This is a genomic window from Thermostichus sp. OS-CIW-30 (assembly GCF_054060215.1).
This window is the reverse complement of record NZ_JBSSCZ010000022.1, coordinates 1-20,867: the sequence shown is the minus strand read 5'-3', so window position 1 is coordinate 20,867 and position 20,867 is coordinate 1. Positions and strand designations below refer to the sequence as shown.

17 protein-coding genes are annotated in these 20,867 nt (G+C 58.3%); 9 read left to right on the top strand and 8 right to left on the bottom strand.

Going from position 1 to position 20,867, the window contains the following annotated elements; translation table 11 throughout:
* Positions 1-25: 25 nt before the first annotated feature.
* Positions 26-1,159, bottom strand: coding sequence for a PIN domain-containing protein (locus tag ACVWZF_RS10155; RefSeq protein WP_457387685.1), 1,134 nt, complete (start codon positions 1,157-1,159; stop codon positions 26-28).
* 514 nt (positions 1,160-1,673) lie between these two features.
* Here ACVWZF_RS10155 and ACVWZF_RS10150 point away from each other — a divergent pair.
* The 5 genes from ACVWZF_RS10150 to ACVWZF_RS10130 all read left to right on the top strand — a co-directional run bounded on the left by ACVWZF_RS10150 (position 1,674) and on the right by ACVWZF_RS10130 (position 6,308).
* Complete coding sequence (locus ACVWZF_RS10150; RefSeq protein ID WP_011432622.1) at positions 1,674-1,916, top strand: NifU family protein; 243 nt, start codon at positions 1,674-1,676, stop codon at positions 1,914-1,916.
* Between the two features lie 132 nt (positions 1,917-2,048).
* A complete protein-coding gene (gene rseP, locus ACVWZF_RS10145) occupies positions 2,049-3,146 on the top strand; it encodes an RIP metalloprotease RseP (RefSeq protein ID WP_011432623.1) in 1,098 nt (365 codons plus the stop codon).
* A gap of 6 nt (positions 3,147-3,152) precedes the next feature.
* Positions 3,153-3,857 carry an endonuclease III gene (nth, locus tag ACVWZF_RS10140; RefSeq protein WP_011432624.1) on the top strand — a complete coding sequence of 235 codons (705 nt, stop codon included), beginning with the start codon at positions 3,153-3,155 and terminating at the stop codon, positions 3,855-3,857.
* Between the two features lie 110 nt (positions 3,858-3,967).
* A complete protein-coding gene (rapZ, locus tag ACVWZF_RS10135) occupies positions 3,968-4,951 on the top strand; it encodes an RNase adapter RapZ (protein ID WP_011432625.1) in 984 nt (327 codons plus the stop codon).
* A complete protein-coding gene (locus ACVWZF_RS10130; protein WP_011432626.1) occupies positions 4,944-6,308 on the top strand; it encodes a gluconeogenesis factor YvcK family protein in 1,365 nt (454 codons plus the stop codon). Before rapZ ends, ACVWZF_RS10130 begins: the two co-directional genes overlap by 8 nt.
* Before the next feature lie 24 nt (positions 6,309-6,332).
* Here the strand turns inward: ACVWZF_RS10130 and ACVWZF_RS10125 are convergent, their stop codons facing one another.
* Both ACVWZF_RS10125 and ACVWZF_RS10120 read right to left on the bottom strand, forming a co-directional pair.
* Positions 6,333-7,919, bottom strand: a complete 1,587-nt coding sequence (locus tag ACVWZF_RS10125) for an ArnT family glycosyltransferase (protein WP_457411373.1) — start codon at positions 7,917-7,919, stop codon at positions 6,333-6,335.
* 75 nt (positions 7,920-7,994) lie between these two features.
* Positions 7,995-8,846, bottom strand: a complete 852-nt coding sequence (locus ACVWZF_RS10120) for a hypothetical protein (RefSeq protein WP_414388112.1) — start codon at positions 8,844-8,846, stop codon at positions 7,995-7,997.
* A gap of 555 nt (positions 8,847-9,401) precedes the next feature.
* On the opposite strand from ACVWZF_RS10120, the gene ACVWZF_RS10115 reads away from it, so the two are divergent.
* Both ACVWZF_RS10115 and ACVWZF_RS10110 read left to right on the top strand, forming a co-directional pair.
* Positions 9,402-9,548, top strand: coding sequence for a hypothetical protein (locus ACVWZF_RS10115; RefSeq protein ID WP_414344636.1), 147 nt, complete (start codon positions 9,402-9,404; stop codon positions 9,546-9,548).
* Positions 9,497-11,242, top strand: a complete 1,746-nt coding sequence (locus tag ACVWZF_RS10110) for a peptidoglycan D,D-transpeptidase FtsI family protein (RefSeq protein ID WP_457385773.1) — start codon at positions 9,497-9,499, stop codon at positions 11,240-11,242. Before ACVWZF_RS10115 ends, ACVWZF_RS10110 begins: the two co-directional genes overlap by 52 nt.
* A 111-nt stretch (positions 11,243-11,353) precedes the next feature.
* On the opposite strand, the gene ACVWZF_RS10105 is transcribed toward ACVWZF_RS10110, so the two are convergent.
* The 4 genes from ACVWZF_RS10105 to ACVWZF_RS10090 all read right to left on the bottom strand — a co-directional run bounded on the left by ACVWZF_RS10105 (position 11,354) and on the right by ACVWZF_RS10090 (position 16,682).
* Entirely contained in the window at positions 11,354-12,577 is a 1,224-nt protein-coding gene (locus tag ACVWZF_RS10105) for a glycosyltransferase (protein ID WP_011432630.1), read from the bottom strand.
* A 174-nt stretch (positions 12,578-12,751) separates the two neighbouring features.
* Positions 12,752-15,244 carry an HD family phosphohydrolase gene (locus ACVWZF_RS10100; protein ID WP_457411371.1) on the bottom strand — a complete coding sequence of 831 codons (2,493 nt, stop codon included), beginning with the start codon at positions 15,242-15,244 and terminating at the stop codon, positions 12,752-12,754.
* 69 nt (positions 15,245-15,313) lie between these two features.
* Positions 15,314-15,736, bottom strand: a complete 423-nt coding sequence (locus ACVWZF_RS10095) for a plastocyanin/azurin family copper-binding protein (protein ID WP_457411370.1) — start codon at positions 15,734-15,736, stop codon at positions 15,314-15,316.
* A 208-nt stretch (positions 15,737-15,944) separates the two neighbouring features.
* On the bottom strand, positions 15,945-16,682 hold the full coding sequence (locus ACVWZF_RS10090; protein WP_071818151.1) for a 4'-phosphopantetheinyl transferase family protein: 738 nt from the start codon (positions 16,680-16,682) through the stop codon (positions 15,945-15,947).
* Between ACVWZF_RS10090 and ACVWZF_RS10085 the strand changes: the two genes are divergently transcribed.
* On the top strand, positions 16,681-18,150 hold the full coding sequence (locus tag ACVWZF_RS10085) for an LCP family protein (RefSeq protein ID WP_011432634.1): 1,470 nt from the start codon (positions 16,681-16,683) through the stop codon (positions 18,148-18,150). The genes ACVWZF_RS10090 and ACVWZF_RS10085 overlap by 2 nt on opposite strands.
* A 107-nt stretch (positions 18,151-18,257) precedes the next feature.
* Positions 18,258-20,117 carry a molecular chaperone HtpG gene (gene htpG / locus ACVWZF_RS10080; protein WP_457395793.1) on the top strand — a complete coding sequence of 620 codons (1,860 nt, stop codon included), beginning with the start codon at positions 18,258-18,260 and terminating at the stop codon, positions 20,115-20,117.
* On the opposite strand, the gene ribH is transcribed toward htpG, so the two are convergent.
* The gene (ribH, locus tag ACVWZF_RS10075) at positions 20,111-20,695 is read right to left on the bottom strand and encodes a 6,7-dimethyl-8-ribityllumazine synthase (RefSeq protein WP_414421259.1); all 585 of its coding nucleotides are present in this window, start codon (positions 20,693-20,695) and stop codon (positions 20,111-20,113) included. The genes htpG and ribH overlap by 7 nt on opposite strands.
* Between the last annotated feature and the right edge of the window lie 172 nt (positions 20,696-20,867).

Genomic DNA, 20,867 nt, shown 5'->3' with positions numbered 1-20,867 from the left:
GCGCTAGGGGAACGTAGGCCAAAACTCAGGTTTTTCCAGAGGAAGCCGGGCTGGCCGGATCAGAGGCCGGGCGGGTTAGTGGGGCAGAGTCCTTGTTGAGGCGGGCGAAGATCATGCGGCCTGCTGAGGTTTGAATGGCGCTGGTCACAACTACAGAGCGGGTTTTGCCCACAGAGCGCTGCCCTTCTTCCACCACCACCATAGTGCCGTCTTCCAAGTAGCCTACCCCTTGACCTGGCTCTTTTCCTTCGCGGGTGATCTTGATATCAAAGCTGTCGCCGGCAACATAGATGGGCCGCAGCGCCTCGGCCAACTCATTCACATTCAGCACCTTGACCCCCTGCAGAGCCGCCACCTTCTTCAGGTTGTAATCGGTGGTAAGCAGCGTTCCCCCCACGGTTTGGGTGAGGCGCACCAGCTTTTCATCGACAGTGGTCAGATCTGGATAGTTGGCTTCGTGAATGACGAAACGATCGGGGTAGGCCTCTCGCAAAGACTGCAGGGTATCCAAGCCTTTGCGGCCCCGCTCTCGTTTTTGGGCATCGGCTTTGTCGGCGATGGTTTGCAATTCCGTCAGCACAAAGCGAGGAACCACCAGGGTTCCTTCCAAAAAACCTGTCTCGATTAACTGAGCCACTCGGCCATCGATGATGGAGCTGGTGTCCAAAACCTTGGCCGTGGCAGCCACCACATTGCCCTCCGCCCAGAGGGCTGCTTGTAAAGCATAGTTGGGGTTAAACAGCCGCAGCAGCGAGGGGCCGTGGGTATCGGCCAGGCTGACCCCCAGATAGGCAAAGGCCAAGCTGAAAAAGACCGAAGCCAGTGGCTCGAGGAACCTGTTGAGTTGGGGAGGCAAGGGCAGCAAGTACACAGGAGCCATGGCCAGATTGGCGATCACCAAGCCGATCACCAACCCCACCGAGCGGCTGATCAACACGTCCGGCGGCAGGGAGCGCACATTGGCCTCGAAGCGACGGTAGCTCCAGCGCACCAGGGATCCCAAAGCCAGTCCTGCCAGCACGCCAAAGCCGCTGGTGACGACACGGGCTCCTTCCACATTGGCCCCCTGAATGGCGGCAGGAGGGAGCAAATCCAGGCCGTAAAACCCGAGACCAGCCCCGGCCAACATGAAGATCGCGATCAGTAAAGCGTCTAGCATAAGAAATAAAGACGGCCCTGCTGAGTGGGTGATGCTGCTGGGAATAGGCAAATCTGCTTCCTACTCATTCTAGTCGTCTGGTGTTGGAGGGATCCGGACAACCAAGCCAGCCCTCCCCCAGAAGGATTCAGACTATGCTGAAATCATAGCGATCCCTTGCCAGCTTGAGGGATCTGTGGAGCATGCCTCTAACCCCCAAAACCCTGAACTTTGCTGAATTTACTGAGCTTTAGGCGGTTTGGCAAAAGTCATTGAGAGGGATATAGTAGACCAAGTTTCCCCCTGATCCTTGAGTCCACCGCAACGGTTGCCGGGAAGTGAAGGGGGAAAGCGCTCGGGGGGTATTCCTCAGGGCTTTGCGGGATACCGCCTTCCTGCTTGGACTCCGTCCCGCTGACGCGAACAGAGATAGGCAGGATGCGATCGCTTCTTTCCTGAACCATGTTCAGGAGAGTTCAGCGTGAATGTATCAGAAACCGCTACAATCCAAATCTCAACGAGGCTAAAAGCAACCATGGCACAAGCACTGGAACTCAATACCGAGAACGTCGAGAAAGTCCTGAACGAGCTGCGTCCTTACTTGATGGCCGATGGGGGCAATGTGGAATTGGTGGAAATCGATGGCCCGGTGGTCAAGCTGCGCTTGCAGGGGGCCTGTGGAGCCTGCCCCAGCTCGACCATGACTCTAAAGATGGGCATTGAGCGCAAGTTGCGGGAGAGCATTCCCGATATTTTGGAGGTGGAGCAGGTATTCTGAGGGGCCCTGTAGGTTTTTGTGAGATTCCTTTAGGGTTCTTTATCATGTGTTGGATTATGTGCCTTGACAAATAGCCTCGGGTGGCTCTCTGCTCCCCACTTCTTTCTTCTGTGCCTTCTTCAGAGCTAGCGCATGTCTGTTCTCCTCTCCATCGCCATTCTCGCCCTGCTGATCCTGGTGCATGAGGCAGGGCACTTTGCGGCAGCCAAACTCCAAGGGATCCACGTCAACCGCTTCTCGCTGGGGTTTGGCCCGGTGTTGTGGCGATACCAGGGCAAGGAGACAGAGTACGCCATTCGCGCCCTGCCGCTGGGGGGCTACGTGGGCTTTCCTGACGAGGATGAACATTCTCCCTACCCGCCCGACGACCCGGATCTGCTGAAAAACCGCCCCGTGTTGGATCGCCTGGTGGTGATGAGTGCAGGGGTGATGGCCAACCTGATCTTCGCCTATCTGGTGCTGGTGTTGATGTTTGCCTGGGTGGGGATCCCCTCGGTAACGCGCCTCCATCCCGGCATTCTCATCCCTCAGGTGATGCCCGATAGCCCGGCGGAGCGGGCCGGCCTGAAGGCAGGGGATGTGGTGTTGCAGGCAGCAGATCGCGATTACAGGGGGATTGCCGACGAGACGGCGGCCTTGGCAGCTCTGAACGATTTTCAGGTGCTGATCCGCAGCAGCGAGAACCGGCCCATTCCCCTGGAGGTGCAGCGTGGGGAAGGGGATCCCCTGCAATTGACGGTGATCCCAGAGGTGCGGGGAGAGACGGTGGCCATTGGAGTGACCTTGGCCCCCCACCAGGAGGTGACCTTGCGTCCCCCTCAGAGTGTGGCTGAGATCCTCACGGAGGCGGGAAATGCCTACCAGCGGGTGGTGATGCTCAATCTGAACGGCTTGCGGCAGTTGCTGCAGAATTTCCAAAGCACGGCTGCTCAGGTCTCCGGCCCGGTGGGGATCGTCAAGATTGGGGCGGATCTGGCCCGCGATGACGCCGCCAGCCTGTTTAATTTCACCGCTTTGATTAGCATTAACCTGGCCTTTCTCAACCTGTTGCCCCTGCCCGCCTTGGACGGGGGACACATTGCCTTTTTGATCCTGGAGGCGATTCGCGGCAAACGGCTGCCCAAGCATCTGGAGGAGCGGGTGATGCAGACGGGCTTGGTGTTGTTGCTGGGATTGGGGGTGGTGCTGATCTTCAAAGACACCCTCGCCATTGTCACCGGGTCGGGCTAGGGGAAGATGGCCAGCAAACGGGCCTTGCGCCAGCGAGCTTTGGAGATCCTGCTCCGGCTGAAGCGCCACTACCCCAACTCCACCTGTGCCCTCCACTACCGGACGCCGCTGCAACTTTTGGTGGCAACCATCCTCTCGGCTCAGTGTACGGATGAGCGGGTGAATCAGGTAACGCCAGAGCTGTTTCGTCGCTTCCCGGATGCCCAGGCCCTGGCGACAGCGCCGCGAGAGGAGATCGAGGCTCTCATCCATTCCACCGGCTTCTATCGCAACAAGGCCAAGCACATTCAGGAAGCCTGCCGCAGGATCTTAAGCCATTTCGGTGGCCAAGTGCCCCGCACCATGCCGGAGCTGCTCACCCTACCCGGCGTAGCTCGCAAGACGGCCAATGTGGTGTTGGCTCATGCTTTTGGCATCAATGCCGGGGTTACCGTCGATACCCATGTTAAGCGCCTCAGCCGCCGCCTCGGCCTCACTGAGCACGAGGATCCCGTGCGCATCGAAAAGGATCTGATGCAGTTGTTGCCGCAAGCGGACTGGGAGAACTGGTCTATCCGTCTGATCGACCACGGGCGGGCCATCTGCACTGCCCGCAGGCCTCTGTGCCAGCAATGTTTTTTGGCGGATCTCTGCCCCAGCGCTCCCCTCCTGAGACCGGCGGCACCGGATGAGAAAATGGATAAAAAAGCTACCAAAGCCTCGCCAACCTGAGAGGATGGTTTCTGGGCGCCCTGTATGGCTGAGCCGGCAGGGATCCCTCCCTTGCAGCACTTGTTTTGGCCGCCTCTCGCCCTAGAATAAGCTCCATGCAGGATAAACCCATGTCAGTCGCGCCCCCCGTTCTGGTCATTGCCGGCCTGACGGGAGCCGGGAAAACTTTGGCCATCCAGCAGTTGGAACAACTGGGGTACACCAGCCTAGAAGGGATCCCGCCTGCCCAGGTGATCCCCTTGGTTGAGGCGATGCGGACCCATCACGCTGCTTTGGCCATCAGCTTGAATCTCCACGCCCAGGAGTACCGGGATCAAGTTCCCACCCTGGCTGCTTGGGTGCAATCGCAAGGGATCCCTTTCCTATTCTTGGAGGCCCGCTCCCCAGTGTTGCTCAACCGTCTCAGCGCCCACCGCCGTCCCCATCCCTACGGGGAAGCTGCGGGTTTGTGGGAGGCCATTGAGCAAGAGCGGCTGGCTCTGGCCCCGGTGCGGGAACGCTGCACCCACTGGTTGGATACCTCCGACCTCAATGCCCAGCAACTGCGGCAGCAATTGCAAGCTTTGGTGCAAGGGATCCCCCAGCCCCTCAACCTAAGGCTGGTCAGCTTCGGTTTCAAATACGGCGTTCCCCCCGATGCCAACTTGCTGTTCGATGTGCGTTTTTTGCCCAACCCCTTCTTTCAGCCCCATCTGCGTCGCCTCACTGGGCAGGATCCCCTGCTGCAGGAGTTCTTGTTTGCGGATCCCATCACACAATCCACCTACCAGCACATCTTGTCCCTGATCAAAGCGTTTTGGCCCCACTACCGCGCAGAGCGTCGCCCCCACCTGACTTTGGCTATCGGCTGTACCGGCGGTCAGCACCGCTCGGTGGCCCTGGTGGAGCGCCTGGCCCAGGATTTGCAGCCTTGGACTGTCCCTGCCGGCAACCACGTTCTTCCCGACCTGAATGTTCAGGTTCAGCATCGCCATCTGCTCGACTCTCAGCGGGAGCTGGAAGCCCGCTTTGGCCCGGTGCCCGGCGAAGCCGGCGTTGCCCAGCAACAGGTTAGGATCCCTTTGGCCGGCGTTCCTGCACCTTCCCATGCCTAAGCCTGTGCCCAGCAACAAGTCCGCCGCTTGGGGCATTCGCCGCCGCAAGGCTGCTTGGCCGGGAAGTGGCTGGAAATGGCTCTTTCCCGGTTTAGCCGTTAAACGCTGGCTGAGCCTGGCGGTTGGGGGCGTGCTGCTGATGGTGCTGGGCATTGCCATCTGGACGGAGTTGACCCCCATCTTTCGCCTGAAGCGGCTGATCGACATCACCCTGCGCCTGATCACCACTTGGATCCCGAACAACATCAGTGGCCCCCTGGTGACTGGGATCGGGCTGGTGATGGTGGTGCTGGGGTTTCGCAGCGCCATGCGCTCCATCGAGGATGTGCTGATCCCCGAGGGAGATGAAGCGCTGGTGGATAAGCTGTTGTCGCGGCGGCGTCTCAGCCGTGGTCCCCGCATTGTGGTACTGGGGGGCGGCACCGGCCTCTCCAACCTGCTGCGGGGTCTGAAGCGCTACAGCTCCAACATCACAGCCATTGTCACGGTGGCCGATGACGGGGGATCCTCAGGGCGTCTGCGGCGGGAGATCGGCGTTTTGCCCCCCGGCGATATCCGCAACTGCCTCACTGCTCTGGCCAACGAGGAAAAGCTGCTCACCGAGCTGTTTCAATATCGCTTCCAGTCGGGGGAAGGGTTGAGCGGCCACAGCTTCGGCAATTTGTTCATCACTGCCCTCACCGCGGTAACCGGCGGCGACTTGATTCGGGCCATCACTGCCACCTCGCAAGTCTTGGCCATTCAGGGGCGGGTGCTGCCGGCCACCCTGGCGGATGTCACCCTTTGGGCGGAGCTGAGCGATGGCCGCCGCGTGGTGGGAGAGTCCAACATTGCCAAAGCCGGAGGACGCATTTGCCGAATCGGCTGTGACCCCCCCAACCCTCCCGCCCTACCGGAAGTCATCGAGGCTATTGAGGCGGCAGAGTTTGTGGTGCTGGGGCCGGGTAGCCTCTACACCAGCATCATCCCTAACCTGTTGGTACCGGAAATTGTGGAAGCTCTGGCCAAAAATATGGCCCCCCACATCTACGTCTGCAACATCATGACCGAGCCGGGGGAAACCGACGGCTATACTGTTGGGGATCACGTCATGGCTCTGGATCGGGTGGCAGGAGTGCGCCTATTTGACGGCGTGCTGGTGCAGCGGGAGCCACCCTCCCCGCGCGCTTTGGAGCATTACCGCCGCAGCGGTTCTGAGTTTGTGGTGCTGGATCCCGACAAACTGGCTTACCTGGGCTGCCGCGCCGTTTTGGCTAACGTCATGCAGGAGGATCCAGAGACCGGCTTGGTGCGCCACAACCCCGAACGCTTGGCTGCAATGCTGATGCGCTGGTTCGACAGACATCGCCCCCTCTAGCTTTGCCCAGGATGTCCTCTGCTGTTATTGCAGGCGGGAATAAGGGCGGGGATAGGGCTTGCGCATCTGTCGAGCCAGGTACACCTGAAAGGTTTGCGCCACCGCCCCTGCCCGCACCAGGGGAACCTCGGCCACAGGCTCGATTTGGGCAAAGTAGTCGCCATAGGTGGCTGGGATCCCTGCCCTCGGCTGGAACAGCTTGGAAGTGATGAGCAGCCCATCCTGCCCCAGCCAGTCCTGCGGCTGCGACCAAAAGGCAAAGCCCCGCAAATCCGCATCCAGGCAGGTCAGAGGCTTGTCCGTCAGCGGAGCCAGGGCCATGGCGATCTGACCGCCCAAAAAATAGACATTGGTAAAAACGAACTCTGCCTCCTCAAGGGCCTGAGCCAGGCGGGGATCCGTCCGAAAGCGCTGCCGCAACTGCTCAATTTCAATGAGCTGAGTAGAGGGATCCTGCTCCACAGGCCACAGGCCCAGCCCGCCAGGAGCCTGCAGCAGGCCATAGCGCACATGGGCCAGCCCCACCCCCACCACCAAACTCACCATCACCGCCGTCCCCACTAAGGTTCGCTTCGCTCCCGGCCACCGTTCCCAGAAGGATCCCAGCAGCAGCGTCAGCACCCAAAACCCCGGCATGGGCCAGGTGGGCAAGATGGGCCGGTAGCCTCCCATCAAGGTAAAGGCCAACACCAGCGGTAATCCACAGGCCAGGATCAAAAGGTGCTTGAGCTCTTCATCCGTCAGCCGCATCCCGCGGAGAATCTGCAGGGCCACCCGACCCGTCCCTGCCAAACTCGCCCACCCCAAAGGGATCCCCAAGCTGGGGAACAGGTAAAAGATTTCAGAAAGGATCGTCAGCCCCAGCGCTGGCAGTTGATACCCTGCCTCCGGCACCGCCCGCCCCGCCTGAAAGCGAAAGGAGACCCAATCCTGCTGGGCGTTCCAGATCAGCACCGGGCTGAAGGCCAGCACAAAGCCCAGCACCGCCAGCACCGTCCAGCCCGACCTCAAGGCACAGCGATGAACTGGGCTGAGCAGACAAAAGAGTACCAGGCCGAACCCCAAAGCCAAGCCGTGGTACTTCCCCAAGCAGGCCAGCCCCACCAAGAGACCTATGAGCGCTAGCCTAGGCCCTGGCCGATAGCGAGCCGCCCCATAGACTCCCAATTTCCCCTGCCCCAAAGGCACCGGGAAAAACTCCTGGCTGGCCACCCATAGGGTTGCTGCCGTAAAAAAGACCAGCGGGCTATCCGGCAAGGTCAGCACCCCAAACCCAATCCAAAGGATCGGCGCGATGCTGATAGCCGCCAAGCTGATCAGTCCTGCCCGATCAGAGAAAAGGCGCGCTCCGGTGTAGTAGAGGAATAGGGAAGAGCCACAATACAGCAGCAGGGATCCCAGTCGAATAGAAAAAGCCGACACCTGGCCGGTCAAGGCAGGCCCCAAGCCCGTTGTCCAGGCCACCAGCGGCGGATGGTCAAAATAGCTCCAATCCAGATGGCGGGTGTAGAGGTAGTAGTAGGCTTCGTCAAAGCCCGGCGGCAAAAGGGCAGCCACCAGGCCCCGCATGAACAAGCCCAACCCCAGGATTAGCCAAACCGCTCTAGGCAATGGAGGGGATCCCTATGGGCAGATGGACAGATCTAACTTACCTTGAATACCTCTCGGGGCTACGTCCCTCTAGTATTATGATTTTGCCTCCGGCAAAATGACCGGACACCCCAAAAATTGACCCAGCTTCTCGGCCTCTGCCCGCGCCTCTGGTTCCTTATCAGTGTAGCAGACTGACAGCAAAGGTTTCCGCGATTGCAATTTCACTTCTACCGAAAAGAATTCAACAAAATTCCTTTTGGCCTGAACCAAAATCTGCTGTACATCTCCAAAGGAATAAGTTTTCCGCCCTAGCGACCCAAAAGGAGTAAGGTGCTCCTCTTGGATTTGGTACCTAGAGCGGTCAAACGTTAGACGGCGACACCAAAAAGACACCTTCAGCATGAGAGCTCCTACCCAAAGAAGTAGAGCCAGAAATAGCCCTGGAAGGAGAGAATACAAGATCGCAAACACTAACTCCAGTAAGTGAAATCTATCGATATCTATCAAGAGCCGACTCTCTGTACTGTTCACAAAAGAATCAACGCGCCTTGCCAATTCCTGAGCTTCACTTTCACCAAAGGCCAACCAGGCTGGGGTTTCCCCTGTAGGCTTTTCCAGCGTGACATAGTAGCGCTCAGTCCTTTCTCCGTCGTCATCCTCCACAATTTCAGTTTTGACTGCAGCTCCTCTTACATCTATGTGAAGTGTAGTTTGGCTCGGCAAAGGTAGAAACGGCTGGAAAGACACTTCACAATTAACCGTAGACTGGTCAACTCGAAAACAAGTGAAACGGCGCTCACCCTGGGAAGACCAGATCGAAGATAAAGCCATAAAAAGGATGAACGCAAAGAAACAGATAAAAACAAAAGTAGCAAGAGACCCAAGGAAACCTACAGAAGACTCTTGGTACACGCGCTTGTTGGGGCTCTCCTCCACGCATTTCATAGACTCAACTCCGGGAAAGCTGGATTTGTTTAGATTATGGCTTGCTAGTCTGCCGGTCGTCTGTTTCCGAGAATACGAAGCGTTTAAAAAATTATGAAAAGCAGTAAGTCCTCCGGTTTTCGCTGTGCTGTATTCAACTTCCCCTCTCTCCAACCAGGAGCGGAAATTGAGTGGCTGACTGCACGAGGCGCCGGGAAGAGGTTTTAAATCAAGCAAGTTAAAGGTTTGAGCTGTTGAATGTACGCAAGTGAGTTGGGTTTTTCATATCCTCCCAGTTTCTTTTGAATGTGATTTAAAACTGCGGATCCAAGTGCGAAAAGTCTGAGGATTTGCCCGCACCTAATTCATGTTCTGAGGTATTATGTTATCTCCAATACCTCTAAAATGTCCTGGCTGCTTTTCGGGATCCCAAGGTCTCTTCCAAAAGCTGTGGGGTGGCATAACAGAGGGATGAGCGCCAAACTAGCGGTGGTGCTCATGTGAGGATTGCAATGGAAGGCAGACCTAGGGCTAGGGTAGGGCGGCCTGTGCCGAAATCTCTGGAGACAAGGCAAAATGGCCGGCAACTTGCTCAACGGCGCCGACGCAGAGGTTCTTGGATCCCTTCACCGCGAAGCTCTAGGCAGTGGGGAACAGCGCTGGGATGGCTCTTGGGGGAGCGGATCCCGACGGCCCGCCAGCTTGACTTTCGCGCCGGCATGACCGGACTGGCTTTAATCATCGCCGTATTTGTAACAGGAGCACGTCTGGTTTATTTGCAACATCAACAGGCACCCCTGTTGCAGCAGCGAGCCGAAGCCCAGCAGCGAGCCCAGCTAAGACCTTTCATTCCTCGTCGCTCAATTGTGGATCGTCATTCTATTGCCAAGCAGCAGGCAGAATTGCTGGCCGTAGATCGCCCCGTCTATACTCTCTGGGCTCATCCCCGCCTCTTTGGCAAACGCACTCCAGAGGAAATTGCCACCGCTCTTGCTCCCCTGTTGCGGCGTCCAGTAGAGCAACTGGCGCAGCGGCTATCGGCCAATCAGGCAGTGCGGGTGGAGCGCTGGGTATCCCAGGAGGTGGCAGATCAAATTCAGGCTCTGCATCTGGATGGCCTGGAGCTGGTGAGCGAGCGGCAACGCATTTACCCCCAAAAAGAGATGGCCGCCGAGGTGGTGGGCTATGTGGATCTGGATCATCAGGGCCAAGCGGGAGTCGAATATTCCCGGCAAGAGCTGCTGGAGCGTACTGTTCAGCCTGTTACCATTCCTCGCGATGGCTACGGACGACTGTTGGCTGCCGAGGTGCCGGAAGGGCTGCTGCAATCCGGCGAGACGGTGCTGCAACTTACCCTAGATATGCGCCTGCAAAGAGCTGCCCGCGCTGCCCTGAAAGTGCAACTGGAGCGGTTTCGAGCCCTGCGGGGCACGGTGATTGTCCTCCAGCCCCAGACAGGGGAAATCCTGGCGCTGGTGAGCGAGCCCACCTACGATCCCAACCGCTACTTCGAGTATGACCCCGGTCTTTTTCGCAACTGGGCCGTAACGGATTTGTATGAGCCGGGATCCACCTTCAAGCCCATCAACATTGCCATTGGGTTGGATGCTGGAGCCTTTACAGCAGATGAACGGGTCTATGACGAGGGTCGGATTCTCATCGGTCAGTGGCCCATTCAAAATTACGACTACCACCAGCGAGGGGCCCATGGCTGGATGAGCGTCACGGATATCCTGCGGCAATCCAGCAATGTGGGTATGGTACACCTGATGCGCAAGCTGGATCCCCGCCAGTACTACAATGCCTTGGTGCGGCTGGGGTTCAACGAGCGCAGTGGCGTGGATTTGCCCTTTGAGCCGGCCAGCCGTTTGAAACCGCTGCGACAGTTTGTTACGGTGCCGGTGGAGCGGGCCACTGTCGCTTTCGGCCAGGGGCTGGCCCTCACTCCTCTACAGTTGGCTGCCATGCACTGCATCATTGCCAATGGCGGACTGAAAGTACAGCCCCATGTGGTGCGAGGCTTGGTGGAAAAGGATACGGATACTCTGGTTTGGGGATCCCCGCAGCCGCAGCCGGTGCGGGTACTATCCGAGCAAGCCACGCTGGCAGTGCGTATCCAAATGCGGGATGTGGTGGACTTTGGCACCGGGCAATCGGCCAAGATCGAGGGGTATGAGATCGGCGGCAAAACCGGCACTGCCCAGAAAGCCGGGCCACGGGGGGGCTATTTGCCCGGCAAGCGCATCACCAGTTTTGTGGGCTATTTCCCGGCCATTCGCCCCAATTACGTGATCTTGGCGGTGATCGACGAGCCCCAGGGGGAAGATGCCTTCGGCTCGACGACGGCTGCTCCCGTTGTTCGCTCGGTGATCCAGGAGATCATCGCCCTAGAGGGGATCCGCCCTAACTCTACTTAGCGCAGCCATAGGAACAAGGGGCGAAGGTGGATGCCAAAGGGGGCCCAGACCGTGAGGAAATGAGCGAAATGCCCGTACTTTCCTATTGGCTCTTCCTGGAAAAAGCCATACTCAAGACTGGCCACCCACAGAGTCCGACTTAACCTCTGCACTCCTCCAGCTCAGCTTGGAGTTGAGGTAGAAGTTCCAGAATACAACAATACCGATGGCAATTAAGTTGGCCAACAAATAATGAATGCCCAAGCGCTCGCTCAGCAAGGTCACCAGTGAAGTGTTGAGAACCAAGCCAATTAAGCAGATAACGTTAAACTTCGCCAACCGCTTCAGGCGATTCCAGGGCCCCGGCTGCAAGCGGGTCACATGGCGAAAAGTCCACAGGTCGTTCCAGAGGAAGTTATTGAGAATGGCCACCTCCGAAGCAACCAGCTTACTGGTTATGAGATCCCATCCCAAGTTGGTGGGATCGTGCAAAACATAGAGCAAAGCCATGTCCACCAAGGTGCCGGATAGGCCAACTGTGCTGAAGCGCAAAAAGGATCCCACCTGCCCTAGCGAAAAGCGCAGCACCATCAGGTGGTGGAGATATTGGAGACAAGTTTGCAGTTGGATTTTGCTCTCCCCGTTTTGGCGCTCCTGAAAGATGTAGCCGACTTCAGCAATGGTTTTCACCCGGCCCCGCGCCAGCACCTCGATCAGCAGCTTGTAACCCTTGGGGTTGAGCGGGATCCCGGCAATGGCTTGGCGTCTGACCAGGAACAGTCCGCTCAACGGATCGGAAACACGGCTGAAAACTCCCGGCAGCAGAACCAGCCCAATCCATTGGGCCCCGCGGGAGACAATGCGCCGGCCCAGGCTCCAGTGGCTCACCCCTCCCGATGGTGCATAGCGGCTGCCCACCACCAAATCTGCCCCTTTCTGGATGAGCGGCCACAATTTGAGGACAATCTCCGGCGGATGCTGCAAATCCCCATCCATAACCCCCAACACCTCGCCGCGGGCAGCTTGCCATCCCCGCAGCACGGCAGTGGCCAGGCCTCGTTCGTGGTGGCGACAAATGACTTGCAGTTGAGGGAATTCTTTTTGCAATCCTTGGGCCACTTTGGCAGTGTAATCGGGGCTATTGTCATCCACCACAATCAACTCATAGCTTCCAGGCAGAATCGTGTCTAGGTGGGCACACAACTGCCGGATCAGGCTGCAGATACTGGAGGCTTCGTTGTAGGTGGGAATGACCAGCGACAGTTGGACAGGGCTGGACTGAGACAGAGGTGGAATCTGAAAAGGAGCTGCAGAAGCTTTGGGATCGGCAGAGGAAGTAGGAGCTTCATGAAGCATTCAGCAGGCCATCCAAAAACAATAAAACAAAAATCCTCCGCCTAGGGCTGCAAATCCTAGGACTGCCTTGGTTCATACTGGGTCCACAGAACGATCCCCTATCGTACTGATCGATGAGCCGCAGGGCTAGACCTTTCTCTACCTACCCAGCTTCTTCGGGAAGAGGTTACTTGGCTAAGGGGATCCCGTAGAGGGGCTCATCAACACCGGGATCTGGGCCTGAGCAGAAGGAGTCTCAGGCAGCGAGGGGGCAGGGGTGAAACTGGGGTAGGGGATGCGCTCGTGGTTGGATTCCCGCCAGACCTCCACGAAAGCGTCTGCCACCACCTCCAAATCCTCCAGCGTCAGCCCACTATCAACCAACTGGCCATCTTGCCAACGGGCCTGGGCAATTTTGCGGACAACAGCTTTTGCCCGCTCGACCACATCGGGGCCGAAGCCATCGCTCAGAGTCATGCTGCGCAGGGCGGCTTCACAGGCATCGGCCATCATCACCACCCCCGTCTCCTTGCTCTGGGGGATCGGGCCATCGTAGCGGAACGGCTCTTCGGGTACGGGCTGACCCCCGGCTTTCATCTGGGCTTGATGGTAGAAGTAGGCAATCAGGATCGTCCCCTGGTGCTCAGGGATAAACGCCTGGACGGCGGTAGGCAGATTATATTGCTTGGCCAGGCGCAAGCCATCGCTGACGTGGGCCTTGATAATCTGAGCACTGCGATAGGGATCGTCCAGTTGGGTGTGGGGGTTGAGGCTGCCCATCTGGTTCTCGATGAAGTAGCGGGCCTGCAGCATCTTGCCGATGTCGTGGTAAAGAGTGCCGGTGCGCACCAGCTCCACGTTGAGGTTCAGCTTCTGGGCAGCCCGTTCTGCCAAAGTGGCCACAAGCAGAGTGTGCTGGAAGGTGCCGGGGGCCTCTGCAGCCAGCCGCCGCAGCAGCGTGCGATTGGGATTGCTCAACTCGATCAGACGAATGGGGGTGGCTAAGTCAAATAGGCGCTCCAGGTAGGGGCTGGCTCCCAGGGCAACAATGCTCCATCCCAAGCTGGTTCCCCCTGCCAAAGCCATGGCCAACAGGTCGATGCCACCGGTGGTGGCCAAGCTAACCGCCCCGTAGGCCAGCATCTGCACCGCTGCCGCTCCTCCTCCCAACAAGGCCAGCTCTTCGCGGGAACGGGAACGCCCGGCCAGGGCAGAGGCCACCACGCTGCTGGAGAGCAAGGGTACAAGGGTGAGCAGGTTGACAGGGGAGACCAAGGGCAAAAACAGCGCCTGGCCTACCACCACCACCAAGCCCAGCCCTGCCCCGTAAAAACTGCCCAGCAACAGCCCCACTGCCGGCAGGGAGCTGAACTCCAGCTTGAACAAGGCCGCCAAAAGGGGAGCGGTCAGGGAAACTATGAGGATCAACACCCGATCCCGGCGGCGCAACCCTGGCCGCAAGCGTTGCTGCAGAGGCACAAAGACAGCCAGGCCCAGGCCCATCACGCCGGCCACCCCCACCAAGCCCCAGACGTTGATCCCGCGCTGGGTGAGCCCAAAGTGGTCCAAGATGAGAAAAATTTCAGGAGTGATGAGCTGATCTGCTCGCACGATCACCTGGTTCTCGGCAACCGAGATCAGAACCGGCTCGACTTTTTCCAGCTCGGCGCGGATGCGCTGCTCGGTGCGCTGGGGATCCACCTCCACGTTGGGAATGAGCACCTGCTGCAGCCACTGATAGACCAGGGCCTGCAGCTCCTGTCGTTGGGCGGCGCTGCCCGGAAAAATCAAATCGTCCAGTTGGGCTTGGATCCCTTCGGCACGAACTTCGCGGGGCAGGCCATCCACAATCCCTATCTTCTGCAGGCGCTCCAAGACCCGCCGGCTCAAGGTTTGCAAATGCTGCCAATCCGCATCTGCCAAGTTGAGAACTGTGGCCGGAACAGGGGGGGTGAGCTGCTCCAGAGCCGGCAAAGCTGCCCGATAGCGCTGCTGCGCCGCTTCCACCTGGGCAATTAGCTGAGTATAGGGATCCGTCGCCGCCATCTGGGTGGCCGATCCGTCCAACCAGACCCGCTGCCAAACCTCGACAAGCTCTTGCTTGGCCCGCTGCTCCGGAGGAAGCTGCTCCGGTCGCCCCGAAGAAGGCTCTTCCAAAGGAGATGGGGTGGCTCCGCGGATGGCCTCTTGTCGGGCGCGAGCCTGAAGGAGTTCCCACTCCTCTGGGGAAAGCTGGCGCAGGTAGATCTGCGTTGGCAGAGACAGCAACTGGACAGAAACATAGGGCAGAGAACCTGCCTCTTGGCGGATGGCCTCCACCTCAGCCAGGAGACCCTCCAGGTTTTGCCGCATGCTGTCGTTGGCGGTGCTGTTGATTTTGAGGGCCTGAACCACCCGCCGTCGCGCCTCAGCTTGTCGGGCCTGGGTAGCCTCCACATCTTCGATCTCCGCCGCAGCAGGGGCGAGAAACGTCTGCGGGGAGCGGCTGCCGACGGTCAGTTGTGGTTCGTTGTAGTAGCGGATCCCGTGGACGGCAGTGAGGGAGAGAAGCGCGAGGGCATAGCCAGCAACCCGTTCCGAAAGGGAGAGCCTGCTCTTTCGAGGGGGGGCTGCCTGGCATCCCCGAGTCCAGTGTTCCGCGTTCGCGTCGGCAGCGCGAAGGGCTTTGGGCGTGAGCGGGTTTTTCATGGATTGGCCTGGCAGCGTCCTTCTCCCTTTTCTACCCTCTTTATCACCGGCTAGCCTAGGGAAAATGGCTTAATCGCCAATGGTCATCTGCCCAATCATGCCCGCTTCAGCGTGGCCGGGGATGGTGCAAACCAAAGCGTAGACTCCAGATTTCAGAGGAATAAATTGCCACTCCACCGAAGCGCCTGGCTTCAGCTCCAGTTCTCGGATCTGGCCCTTAATTTCCACGCCGGCCACGTCCAGCTTGCGGGTCCAGACGGCATCGGCAAAATCCTTGGCGCTGAAATAGTGCTTCAGTTGGCTGGGGTTGCTCAGGCGGAGACGGTAGAGGCTGCCGTTGCGAAAAGACAGTTCCTTGGGCACAAACACCAACTGATTGTCGGCAGTACCCAACTCAATAACCTTCTCCTGCGGCGTTTGTCTGGAGAGATCCCGCGCCCATACCGGATGCGGGATCCCAATCATGAGGGCCGATAGCCAGATTCCCAGCACCAGGAAATGACAGAACCTGTTTAACATTGCAACAACGAGGAGAGAGGAAAGAGCAAAGAGAAAAGAGCAACGAGGAGAGAGAAAAGAGCAAAGAGAAGAGATTCCTCCTTCTCACTTCTCACTCCTCCCTTCTCACTCCTCTGCGAGTAGCCTGGAAACTCAAGATAGCATCTCTAGGCGGAGAGGTTTTGATTCCCTTCTGCCCTGTCTAGCCATCCACATCCTCGTAGAGCCGCACGGCTGGGGCTTCCTCTCCGTCTTTCCTTATTTCAAGGGCTACCGCAGCGGCGTAGCCACCGGCAACCCGAAGGGGTAGGGTTACCCAGCAAGAGTCCCCGTCCAAAGCTCTGGAGCCGGCCAGACCCCTGCCTGTTCCCTTCAGGAGCGCCTCCTTTTGTGTCCACATTTGAAAGAAAAGGGCATCTCGCTCTGGAGCTGGACAGCTGGCCAAACGGCCCTGCTCAGCAGCCGAAAAATAGCGTTGGGCGATGCGCTGCCAGCGGAGCACAGGTCGAACCCATTCCAGATCCACTCCAATGCGGTATTGCCATCTCAGGCCGATCAGGACGCGCTCGTGGGAGTGGCTGAGGTTAAACTGCAGCGGCAGGGGTGGATCCCGCCAGTAGGGTTTGCCGGTAGAACTGTGGTCGAGGGGGATCCCCTGGGGCGGAATGCCGCTGTAGCGGCTAAGCAAGCTCCGCAACCCAAGACGACCGGCCAGAAAGCGGCGCCGATCTGCCGGCAGTTGTAAACGCTCTGCCCGCCGACATTCTTCAGGGGAAAGAAGGCCGAGCTGGGGGAGCAACTTCTCCAACGGGGGGACTGTCTGCAGCCAAAGATGCACCTCTGACTTTCCCGACAACGGCTGCAGGGATCCCCCTGTGGCGACTGCTACCTCGCTGAAGTTGGATCCAGACAACTCTGAAAACTGAGGATAGGGTAACATGGCCTTGAATTGGTGGAGTTGGCAACACCACCCAGACAGTACACCCTTTCCTGTACGCGCTCGCGAGGCCTGGTCTGACCTGATGCCCTCCTTCCACTATCCCCCCCGTCCTGACCGTGTCCGCGCAGCTCGTCAGCAGGCCATTCGTCAGGGGATCCTCTGGCTGTTGTTGGGGTTCACGGCTGTGTTGGCGGGTTCTGCCGGTGCCCTCTTGGCCGTGATGTTGCCCCGTCAGGTGATCCCAACTTCCCTCACTCCTGCAGAACAAGAAGCCTTCCGTCCCGATGCCTTACGGGCTGCGGCTCTGGATCGCTCGTTGCATATCCTCATTCTCGGCACGGACAACCCGGATCCCACCCTGCCCTTGCCCACAGAGCGAGATCGCTTCCACACCCGCAGCGACACCATTCTCTTGGCCCGCTTTGATCCCCAGGCGCGGCGGATTACCGTTTTGTCCATCCCCCGCGATACTCGTGTGCGCTTGCCTGGCTTTGGTGTGGCCAAGATCAATGCTGCCAACTTGGCAGGGGGCCCGGCGCTGACGGCCCAGGTGGTCAGCCACTTGATGGGTGGGATCCCGATTGACCGCTACATTCGCCTCAATACCGACGCTCTGGAAAAGCTGATCGATGCGGTGGGCGGCGTGGAAATCTACGTGCCGGAACCGATGCAGTACGCAGATCACACCCAGCAGTTGTTCATCCACCTGGAGCCCGGCTGGCAACGCCTCAATGGAGAACAAGCCCACCACTTTGCCCGCTTTCGCCGCGATCACCTGGGATTGGGGGATATCGGTCGGGTGCAACGGCAACAGGAATTGCTGCGGGCCCTGAGCCGGGAACTGCTCTCCCCTGCTGTCTGGCCGCGGATCCCAAAGATTTTGCAGGTTATCCGCACCAACCTCGATACCAACCTCACCTGGGAAGAGGTTCTGAGCTTGGCCAAGTTTGTCCTCACCTCTGGGGGCGATCGCATCGACCTGGTGCTGCTGCCGGGCCGCTTCAGTCAGCCGGGAGAATTCTCCACCAGCTACTGGCTGCCGGATCCAGCCGGGATCCGACGGGTGGCCGTCTCCCACTTTGGCCTGGAGGCAGAGGTAGCCCGCATTCCTCCACACCGCCTGCGCATAGCCGTGCAAAACGCAACCGGAGAGCCGGGGATGGCCCGCCGTATGGTGCAAGAATTGGTGAGGCAAGGATACGCCCATGCTTTTGCCGTGGAAGACAGCACTCAGGTGCTGCAGCAAACGGAGATCCTCGCCCAGAGCGGGGATCGGGAGGGGGCTAAACAGATCCGCGCCGCCATTGGCCTGGGAGAAGTGCGGGTAGAATCTACTGGCGTTCTCAACTCCGATGTCACCATTCGAGTCGGCCAAGATTGGGCTCAACAGTTGGCTTTGGATGAAGCACTCCGCGCCGCTGACGCCAACGGCCAAACCCAAGCTCCGCCCGGAGCAGCTCAGCTCTAGAGAGCCGGTTCGGTTGCGAGTGCGGATTTCCGAAAAAGAGCCTGCTTGTCGGGGACTTTTCGGTCTCTGTAGATTAGCACTGAGCTTGTTTGAGTGCTGAGCCACCTATGACCGTGCTGGAACAGGGATCCATCACCATCCACACCGAGAACATCTTTCCCATCATCAAGCAGTCTCTCTACTCGGATCGAGAGATCTTCTTGCGGGAGCTGATCTCCAATGCTGCTGATGCCATCACCAAGCTGAAGATGGCCAGCCTTGCCGGCGAAGTGGCAGATCTCCCAGAGCCGGAGATTACGATTGCCCTCAACAAGGAGGCCAAGACCTTAGCGGTGGCCGATAACGGCATTGGCATGACTGCCGAGGAAGTGAAAAAATACATCAACCAGGTGGCTTTTTCCAGCGCTGAAGAGTTCATTCAAAAGTACAAGGGCAAAGACGCAGAGCAAGCAATCATTGGCCACTTTGGTCTAGGATTCTACTCCTCTTTTATGGTGTCGCAGCGGGTGGAGATCGACACCCTCTCCTATCGGCCCGGCAGCACGCCGGTGAAGTGGGCTTGTGACGGCACCACTACTTTTACCCTCTCCGATTCTGAGCGCTCCAGCATCGGCACCACCGTTACCCTTTACATCACCCCCGAAAATGAAGAATACCTGGAGCCAAGCCGCATTCGGGAATTGGTTCGTAAATACTGCGATTTCATCCCCGTTCCCATCAAGTTAAACGGGGAAGTGATCAACAAGCAAAAGCCCCTGTGGAGAACCTCACCTTCCGAACTCAAAGATGAGGATTACCTAGAGTTTTATCGCTACCTCTATCCCTTTCAAGAGGATCCCCATTTCTGGGTGCACATCAACACCGACTATCCCTTCATCGTGCAAGGGATCCTCTATTTCCCCAAGTTGCGCCCGGATATTGATCCCACCAAGGGTCAAGTCAAGCTGTTCTGCAATCAAGTCTTTGTCCAAGATAACTGTGAGGAAGTTATCCCCAAGTTTCTCCTGCCTCTGCGGGGGGCCATCGACAGCCCGGATATTCCTCTCAACGTCTCTCGCAGCTTCTTGCAAAATGACCGCACCGTAAGGCGCATTGGGGATCACGTTGCCAAAAAGGTGGCGGATCGTCTCAATGAACTGTACAGGGAAGATTACGAAAAATACGTCAAGGTCTGGCCCGACATCAGCCTCTTTATGAAGTTTGGGGCGATGAACAACGACAAGTTCTTTGCCCAGATTAAGGATATTCTCATTTTCCGAGTGGCCGGATCCCCTGCCGATAAACCCGAATATGTGACCCTGAAAGCGTACCTGGAGCGCACTCGCGACAAGCAAAACAAGCGAGTTTACTACGCCACCGATGAGGCTGCCCAGAGTGCCTACATCGATCTCCACCGCTCTCAAGGACTGGAAGTGATCATGTTGGATAGCTGGATCGACAGCCACTTCAGCAGCTTTTTGGAGCGGGAATACAAAGAAGAAGGGATCCAATTTAAGCGGGTGGACTCTGAGCTGGACGAAACGCTGGTGGATAAAGACAAAGCCGCCGAAATTGTTGACCCGGTAACGCAAAAAACCCGCAGCCAAAAGTTGATCGATCTCTTCCGACAAGCCCTGGGCAAAGACAAGTTGCAGATCCAAGCAGAAGCCCTTAAATCGGAGTCGGTTCCGGCCATGATCTTGCTGCCGGAGACGCTGCGGCGCCTACAGGAGCTCAACGCCGTCATCCAGCAAAAGCCGCTGGAGTTTCTGGAAGAGCACACCCTGGTTCTGAACACGGCCCATCCCCTTATCCAAAACCTGCAGTCTCTTGCCGATCAGGGCCGGGATCCCGACTTGGTTCACCTCATCTGCAATCACATCTACGATCTGGCTTTGATTACCCAGAAAAGCTTTGACCCGGCAGCCGCGCGGGCCTTTGTGCAGCGCTCCAACGAAGTGCTGACTCGCCTCACCCGCCCTCAATAGGCAGCGCTGTCCAGGGTAGACTGCAGGGCTTCCGCTCCACCGGGCAGAGACGGACGGGATCCGGCCCCGTTGCCGCTGTGGCTGTAGCTGCCTTGGAGCACGGGGGCAACTTGGCGCATCAGAGTAGCCATCTCCAGGGCACTCATGGCGTATTCCCAACCTTTGTTGCTCTTGACCCCGGCCCGCTCCAGAGCCTGCTGCAGGGTATCGGCGGTGAGGATCCCGAAAATAACCGGCACTCCGGTACGAAATCCTGCCGCCGCAATGCCTTTGGAGACCTCCGCCGCCACATAGTCGAAGTGGGGAGTTTGCCCGCGAATCACTGCCCCCAGGCAGATGATGGCGTCATAACGGCGAGATTGGGCCAGTTGGTGGGCCAGCAAAGGCACCTCAAAACTGCCGGGCACCCAGTAGTAGTCCACCTGCTTGCTCTCCGGGCCGACATCCACACCATGCCGCTTCAGCGCGTCCTGGCACCCTTCTAACAATTTGCCGGTGATCAGGTCGTTAAACCGACCGATGACAATGGCCAGACGCAGATCCTCCGTCTGAACAAAATTGCCCTCGTAAACTGCCATCTGCGCTGCTCCAGACCTACCCAAGAGAAGAATAAGCGGGCCGACACGGCAAAACCACGCTTTCCCATCCTAATTCAGTAAACTACCCGACCCTGACTGCTTCGCAGTACAGGGCGGGCTTAAGGCCTCCGGCCCGCTGGCGCGAACGGTAGCCCTGCAGTTGGCAAGCCAA